At 60.8% G+C, this 7,298-nt stretch carries 7 protein-coding genes; 4 read left to right on the top strand and 3 right to left on the bottom strand.

Annotated elements, in window-relative coordinates; translation table 11 throughout:
• The 4 genes from IVB32_RS20450 to IVB32_RS20435 form a co-directional block, all read left to right on the top strand.
• The coding region (locus IVB32_RS20450; protein WP_247411158.1) for an acyl-CoA dehydrogenase family protein at positions 1 to 882 on the top strand (882 nt) is incomplete at its 5' end.
• Positions 883 to 935: 53 nt separating this feature from the next.
• The gene (locus IVB32_RS20445) at positions 936 to 2,123 is read left to right on the top strand and encodes an acetyl-CoA C-acyltransferase (RefSeq protein WP_247411156.1); all 1,188 of its coding nucleotides are present in this window, start codon (positions 936 to 938) and stop codon (positions 2,121 to 2,123) included.
• A gap of 44 nt (positions 2,124 to 2,167) precedes the next feature.
• The gene (locus tag IVB32_RS20440; RefSeq protein WP_247411246.1) at positions 2,168 to 3,181 is read left to right on the top strand and encodes a nitronate monooxygenase family protein; all 1,014 of its coding nucleotides are present in this window, start codon (positions 2,168 to 2,170) and stop codon (positions 3,179 to 3,181) included.
• A gap of 58 nt (positions 3,182 to 3,239) precedes the next feature.
• Positions 3,240 to 3,893 (top strand): flavin reductase family protein, encoded by a 654-nt coding sequence (locus IVB32_RS20435; RefSeq protein ID WP_247411154.1) that lies wholly within the window; start codon positions 3,240 to 3,242, stop codon positions 3,891 to 3,893.
• Positions 3,894 to 4,100: 207 nt separating this feature from the next.
• On the opposite strand, the gene IVB32_RS20430 is transcribed toward IVB32_RS20435, so the two are convergent.
• From IVB32_RS20430 to IVB32_RS20420, 3 genes are all read right to left on the bottom strand, one after another.
• A complete protein-coding gene (locus tag IVB32_RS20430; protein ID WP_247411152.1) occupies positions 4,101 to 4,508 on the bottom strand; it encodes a hypothetical protein in 408 nt (135 codons plus the stop codon).
• A gap of 139 nt (positions 4,509 to 4,647) precedes the next feature.
• A complete protein-coding gene (locus tag IVB32_RS20425; protein WP_247411150.1) occupies positions 4,648 to 5,859 on the bottom strand; it encodes a multidrug effflux MFS transporter in 1,212 nt (403 codons plus the stop codon).
• A gap of 96 nt (positions 5,860 to 5,955) precedes the next feature.
• Entirely contained in the window at positions 5,956 to 7,152 is a 1,197-nt protein-coding gene (locus IVB32_RS20420; RefSeq protein ID WP_247411148.1) for an acetyl-CoA C-acyltransferase, read from the bottom strand.
• Positions 7,153 to 7,298 lie beyond the last annotated feature (146 nt).

Raw genomic sequence — 7,298 nt, 5'->3', positions numbered from 1 at the left:
GTCGAGCCGTATTTCGAGACCGTCGTGCTCGCCGGTGGCTTGATCGAGGATATTGGCTCGCCCGAGCAGCGCCAGGTGTTCCTGCCGAAAATCATGGAGGGTGAGGCGATCTGGGCGCTGGCCTGGACGGAAGGGCGGTCGCGATACGACTTCGACAATGTCACCACGAGTGCGCGTCGTGACGGAGACAAGTTCGTCTTGAGCGGGACCAAGGCGGCGGTGATTGGCGCGCCATGGGCCGACAAGCTGATCGTATCGGCGCGCACATCGGGCGGACAGCGCGACCGCTTTGGCGTGAGCCTTTTCGTGGTCGATCGCCATTCGGCCAATCTTCACTTGCAGAGCTTCAAGACCATCGATGGTCGGCGCGCCGCCGAGCTGACGCTCATGGACGTCGAAGTGCCGGCCGACCAGTTGCTTGGTACCGAAGGCGATGCCGTAGCAGCGCTCGAAGCCTGCCGCGGCCGAGCTATCGCGGCCCTGTGCGCCGAAGCGGTCGGTACGATGTCTGTGCTGAATTCCGCGACGCTGGAGTACAGCAAGACGCGCAAGCAGTTCGGGGTCGCTCTCGGCACCTTTCAGGTGTTGCAGCACCGCATGGTCGACATGTTCATCGCGCTCGAAGAGGCGATTTCGCTCACCCAGCACCTGAACCTCAGCCTCGACGCCCAAGAGCCAGATGGATCGAAACTGGCGTCCGGCGCGAAGTCGAAGGTCGGCTACGCCGCGCGCTTCGTTGCAGAGCAGGCCGTGCAGCTACATGGCGGTATGGGCATGAGTGACGAATTGAACGTCGGTCACTACTTCAAGCGAATAAGCTCCATCAACGTCCAGTTCGGCGATCCCGCCTATCATCTCATGCGGTACGCGCAGCAAAGCTGAATGTCGGTCCGAAACGGAAATCCGACTGTCGCATCCAACCATAAGGTATAGCCATGACTGAAGCTGTGATCGTCTCGACCGCCCGCACCCCGATCGGCAAGGCTTACAAAGGGGCGCTCAACCATACCGAGGGTGCCACCCTGTTAGGGCATGCGATTTCGTCGGCGCTGTCACGTGCGAAGATAGAGGGCTCGGAGGTCGAGGATGTCGTGATGGGGTGTGCCATGCAACAAGGCACGACCGGAACTAACATTGCGCGCAAGGCGCTGTTGCGAGCGGGACTTCCAGTAAGTGTGGCCGGAACTACGATCGATCGCCAATGTGCGTCCGGCCTTCAGGCGATTGCGCTGGCTGCGCGTTCCGTGATTTTCGATGGCGTCGAGGTTGCCATTGGCGGCGGCGGCGAATCCATCAGCCTGGTCCAGAACAATCAGATGAACATGTTTCATGCCGTCGATCCGAAGCTGCTCGCCATGAAGGGAGACGCTTACATGGCGATGCTGGATACAGCCGAGGTCGTGGCCAAGCGCTATAACATCTCGCGCGAACGCCAGGACGAATACAGTCTTGAAAGCCAGCGCCGGACGGCATCTGCACAGCAGGCTGGCCGCTTCAACGACGAGCTCGCGCCGATCAAGACCACAATGGCAGTCACCGACAAGGCGACTAGTGCCGTGTCATATCGGGAAGTGACCCTGTCGGCAGACGAGGGCCCGCGTCCCGATACCACCGCTGAGGCTCTCGCAGGCGTCAAGCCAGCCAAGGGGCCGGGCTTCACCATTACTGGCGGTAATGCGAGCCAGCTCTCCGACGGCGCAAGCGCCGCAGTCATCATGAGCGACAAGCTGGCGGCGCAGAAGGGACTAACACCCCTCGGAATTTTCCGCGGCTTTGTCGCGGCCGGCTGCGAGCCGGACGAGATGGGAGTAGGGCCCGTCTACGCCGTGCCTCGGCTACTCAAGCGTCATGGACTTACGGTCGACGATATCGATCTCTGGGAATTGAACGAGGCATTCGCCGTGCAAGTCATTTATTGCCGCGACAAGCTCGGGATCGATCCGGAAAAGCTCAACGTCAATGGTGGATCGATCGCAGTCGGCCATCCCTATGGCATGACCGGAGCGCGGCTGACTGGCCATGCCTTGATCGAGGGGCGCCGGCGCAAGGCCAAATACGCCGTCGTCACCATGTGCGTGGGCGGCGGCATGGGCGCTGCAGGACTTCTCGAAATTGTCCACTGACGAACAACAAGCCGAGACATCTGTGGAACCACATCGAGGCATTTGTGAAGACAGCAATTACTGAGATGTTCGGTATCGAACATCCGATCATCCAGGGCGGAATGCACTATGTGGGATTTGCCGAACTCGCGGCCGCAGTGTCGAACGCCGGTGGGCTTGGAATCATCACGGGTCTAACGCAGCGTTCGCCGGAACTTCTGGCCAAGGAGATCGCGCGCTGCCGCGACATGACGGACAAGCCGTTCGGCGTGAACCTGACGTTCCTTCCCACCTTTAGCGCGCCGCCCTATCCGGAATACATCGCAGCCATCAGGGAAAGCGGGATCAAGGCGGTTGAGACAGCGGGACGCAGCCCCGAGCAGTACATGCCGGCCTTGAAGGCGGGTGGCATCAAGGTCATTCACAAATGTACGTCCGTCAGGCACTCACTGAAGGCCGAGCAGATCGGCTGTGACGCCGTCAGTGTCGACGGCTTCGAATGCGGCGGCCATCCGGGCGAGGACGACATGCCCAACATGATTCTGTTGCCGCGTGCGGCCGAGGAATTGAAGATACCTTTCGTTGCTTCCGGCGGCATGGCGGATGCACGCAGCCTGGTCGCGGCCCTTGCGATGGGGGCCGCCGGAATGAATATGGGAACGCGCTTTATTGCGACGAAGGAAGCGCCGGTGCACGAGAACGTCAAGAATGCGCTGGTCAATGCATCGGAGCTCGACACGCGTCTGGTCATGCGCGGGCTCCGGAATACCGAGCGTGTATTGAACAACAAGGGTGTCCAGCAATTGCTTGAGATCGAACGAGAGAAGGGCAAGCAACTCAAGATCGAGGATATTCACGATCAGGTGGCAGGCGTCTATCCCAAGGTGATGATCGACGGCGATATGGACGCTGGCGCGTGGAGTTGCGGGATGGTCGCGGGCCTCATTCACGACATCCCGACTGTCAAGGAACTGATCGATCGCATCATGGCGGACGCCGAACGAATCATCCGTCAGCGCCTGACTGGCTTCCTTGATGGTACCGAGCAAAGGCCGGCTGTCGCTCGGGCAATTGCTTGATTGTTATTGATGAAACGAGACCGTCCGCGGTAGTTGGCCTTTAGCCCTGGAGAGATTTATGGATCTGGCCGACTTTCACTACTACGAACCTTCGAAGGGCCACGGACTCCGACATAATCCATTCAATGCGATTGTGGCGCCGCGTCCGATTGGCTGGATTTCATCGCGCAATGCGGCTGGTCAATTGAATCTCGCTCCGTACAGCTTCTTCAATGCGTTCCTGTACGACCCTCCGATCATCGGGTTCTCCTCAATTTCGTGGAAGGACACCGTCAAGAACGTCAGCGAGACCCGCGAATTCGTCTGGAATCTGGTGACGATGGATTTGGGCGAGCGTATGAACGTGACGGCGACGCCTCTCGATCACGGCGTGAGTGAGTTTGAAGCAGCCGGGCTGACCCCAATTCCCGGGCGCCACGTCGCTGTGCCGCGGGTCGGCGAGAGCAGGGCGGCGATGGAATGCAAGGTCGTCGATGTCTCTCAACTGGCGAATGCGCGTGGCGAGAAGGTCGAAGGGTGGTTCGTACTCGGCGAAGTCGTCGCAGTCTACATCGACAAGTCTCTGATCGAGGACGGTGTCTACAACACTGCACTTGCGCGTCCGATACTGCGCGCCGGTCGTGGTGGAGATTACCTCGAGGTCAAGACGGAAAACATGTTCGAGATGACGCGCCCCCCTGGCAGCAGCAAACCGGAATTCCACGGCACCTGATTCGAGGAACGTTCGCCGAACAATGATGGCGTGTGCTGTGGCCACGGCTTGGTCATTCTTCCGCGTCCCGGAACTGATAGCTGATGTCAAAGCGTCCCTAAAATGGGTCCGACAATCACCGACGCGCCGGGTTATCGCAGCCAATCATCGCAAAGCCCGACCGGAAGTGCGCAACAGCCGTGCTTGAAGATTTTTTCCCCGATTGCTTCAAACCTTACGTTCTTGCGAGAGCCCCCGCAAAAGCAGGAGAAGTCCGCGCGCAAGCTCGCGTTCGAAATTGTAGCGGAAGGGTGCCAACTCCGGTGGTTCAAGCGCTTCGAGCGCCACGGAAGACGGATGGGAAAGCGGCAACAAGCCTGTGATCATCACGATGGTTCGATGGATGAGTTCCTCATAGGCAGGAATTGACAACGACGGTGTCCGCGAATGCAGAAACCGAGCACAATCCTGCATGAGATAGAGCGATCCTGTCTTAAAGTCGCAGACAGATTCGAGCGATACGTTATGCTCGATGATCGAAGGCATAATACTGGTCAGATGGCCTAGCAATGGACGGGCAGCGGCGGTGCGGGCCACAGCCTCGGCAATTTCTTCGAGGCGCACCGGCTCACTCATCGCGGCAAGCTCGGCTCTGAGCGCCGTGTACCAGAGGACTCCTTCGTCTCGGAGGAGTTCGAGCAGAACAGCTTCGCGGCTCTCGTACGTGGGCTGAACTGCGCGTGACTGACAAGCGCCCCATGCTGAGTCATAGCCATCAAGACCTCGGAATCCTCGCGTACAAACCAAGAGCCAGCAGTGAAAACGCGCTCAACACCACGCCGAGCGCGAACATCGCTTCATGCGATACCGTGGCAGCAAGCCATACGCCGATTGCCGCATTCATCATCTGCCAGAAACCCAGCAGCGCCGAGGCCGCGCCGGCTTTCTCCCCGAATGGAGAGAGCGCCCGTGCGGTGGCCAGCGGACTGACGATTCCCATGCCGAGGAGAAATACGCTCATCGCGCCCAGAAAAGGCAGGAAAGTCGGACTGATCATCGAGATGAGCAGGATCGCAATGCTGCTGGCGGTCGTCGCCCACAATCCAGCCCTGATCGGGCCGTCGAGCCCGTAGCGTGACGCCAATCGTGTCGCCAGCATGCCTGCGGCGAACACGATAAAGACGGTGCCGGCGAAGAAAAGGCCAAGCTGGATCGGCGTGAAGCGCAGCGCCTCGATGAACAGGCGCGGTGCAGCCGAAAACATCGAGAACAGGCCGCCTATGATCAGGCTCGAGGTCGCGGCCGGAATTGCGAAACGACGATCGCCAAAAAGGCCAGCATAGTTCCTGACGATGGCGACCGGATTGAGCGGAGTACGGGTCGAATGGTGGGTTTCGCCGAGGACGATGCCGTAGGCAACGGCGCCAACAGCGGCAAAGGCCGCGACGAGAGCGAATTCGGAGCGCCAACCAAAGCTGTGATCGAGTGCGCCGCCAAGCAGAGGTGAGAATCCGGGGGCTGCGGACATTGCGATCATGATCAGCGCCAATGCGCGCGCCAATGCTGCACCGCTGAACATGTCCCGGGCGATGGCACGGGACAGGACTGACGTGGCGCACGCGCCTGCGGCCTGGACTGCGCGGCCAACCAAGAGATTCGGCAGGTCGGTTGCCAGACCGCACCAGACGCTGCCGCCGAAGAACACGGCAAATCCGATCAGGACTGGCCAGCGTCTTCCGTAGCGATCGGAAAGCGGTCCGACCACGAGCTGTCCCAACCCGAAAGCCGCGAGAAAGACCGTGATGGCGGATGTGACCGCCGCGCTCGTGGCATTCAATGAGATTGCAATTTGTGGCAGCGACGGCAGCAAGATGTTGGTCGCGAGCGTTCCCATGGAGGCCAGGACGGAGAGAATAGCGATTGGCAGGGCGCCGGAGATCCGAATCCTCGGCGTTGCCGTCTGAATTGTTTCGCACTGGTCAGTCATGGGAACTTTCGCACTTCCCGGGCTAGGCAGGCCGCGAGAAAAAGAGCGGCGCGGCTTGCCTTACTCGCTGAGCCCTCTCGGGTGTCGTCCGCACTATCAGCGGACGACGCGCTCGATCGCGATGGCGGTGGCTTCACCGCCACCGATGCAGAGGGCTGCCACGCCGCGCTTGAGGTTTCGTGCCTCCAGCGCGTGCAACAACGTCACGATCAGGCGCGCGCCGGTCGCGCCGATGGGATGCCCGAGCGCGCAGGCGCCGCCATTGACGTTCAGCTTCTCCCTGGGGATGCCAAGATCCTTCTGCGCCGCCATCGCCACCACGGCAAAGGCTTCGTTGATCTCGAAGAGATCGACGTCGCCCACGCTCCAGCCGACTTTGTCCAGGAGCTTGCGAATGGCCGGGATCGGCGCCGTGGTGAACCATTGCGGCTCCTGGCTATGGGTGGCGTGGCCCTTGATCTCGGCCAGCACAGGCAGGCCGTTCCGGTCGGCGAGCGAGCGCTTTGCCAGAATGAGCGCCGCAGCGCCGTCGGCGTTGGCCGATGAGGCGGCCGGCGTAATGGTGCCGTTGGCGCGGAACGCTGCTTTCAATCCGGGAATCTTGGCCGGGTCGACCTTGAGCGGGTGCTCGTCGTTAGCGACGATCCGCGTGCCGGCCTTCTCCGTCAGCGTGATCGGCAGGATCTCAGCCTTGAACGCACCGCCTTCGACCGCGTTGCGCGCGCGGGTCAACGTCTCGATGGCGTAGGCGTCCTGATCCTTGCGGGTGAATTGATAGGCTTCTGCGGTCGCCTCGCCGAAATCGCCCATCGAGCGCCCGGTCTCATAGGCGTCCTCCAGCCCGTCCATCATCATGTGATCGATGATCCGGTCGTGCCCGGCGCGATATCCACTCCTTGCTTTCGTCAGCAGATAGGGAGCGTTGCTCATGCTCTCCATGCCGCCGGACAGCACGATCTCCGCCGACCCCGCGTTGATGATGTCGTGGGCGAGCATAGTCGCCTTCATGCCGGAACCGCAGACCTTGTTAACGGTAGTGGCACCGGTGGCATCCGGCAGCTTGGCGCCACGCGCGGCTTGGCGGGCCGGTGCCTGGCCTTGGCCGGCCGGCAGCACATTGCCCATGAACACCTCGTCGATCTTTTCCGGCGCCAGCTTCGCCCGCTCCAGCGCCGCGCCGATGATGTGAGCGCCAAGCTTGTGGGCGCTAAGGGACGACAACTCGCCCATGAACCGGCCAAGTGGCGTACGAGCGGCGGAAAGAATGACGACGGGATCGGAAGCGGCGGCCATGGCGGATTCTCCTTCTGATATCTGTTGTTATATGACGATAGTCATATAAGATGGCAAGCATTGCAATGAAATCTTGCCGTAGGCTTCAAGGAAGCGCGGTTCCAAAACTGTTCGGAGGGGACGAGTACGGTTGTACAGCCGGTCCT

It is taken from the genome of Bradyrhizobium sp. 23 (assembly GCF_023073295.1).
GTDB classification, from domain to species: domain Bacteria; phylum Pseudomonadota; class Alphaproteobacteria; order Rhizobiales; family Xanthobacteraceae; genus Bradyrhizobium; species Bradyrhizobium canariense_D.
This window is presented reverse-complemented; position numbering and strand designations above follow the sequence as displayed.

What these genes read in the sequence shown, in the direction of transcription:
- IVB32_RS20445 (WP_247411156.1), top strand. Translation starts at nt 936, where the DNA reads ATGACTGAAGCTGTGATCGTCTCGACCGCCCGCACCCCGATCGGCAAG.
- IVB32_RS20435 (WP_247411154.1), top strand. Translation starts at nt 3,240, where the DNA reads ATGGATCTGGCCGACTTTCACTACTACGAACCTTCGAAGGGCCACGGA.
- IVB32_RS20430 (WP_247411152.1), bottom strand. Translation starts at nt 4,508, where the DNA reads ATGAGTGAGCCGGTGCGCCTCGAAGAAATTGCCGAGGCTGTGGCCCGC.
- IVB32_RS20425 (WP_247411150.1), bottom strand. Translation starts at nt 5,859, where the DNA reads ATGACTGACCAGTGCGAAACAATTCAGACGGCAACGCCGAGGATTCGG.
- IVB32_RS20420 (WP_247411148.1), bottom strand. Translation starts at nt 7,152, where the DNA reads ATGGCCGCCGCTTCCGATCCCGTCGTCATTCTTTCCGCCGCTCGTACG.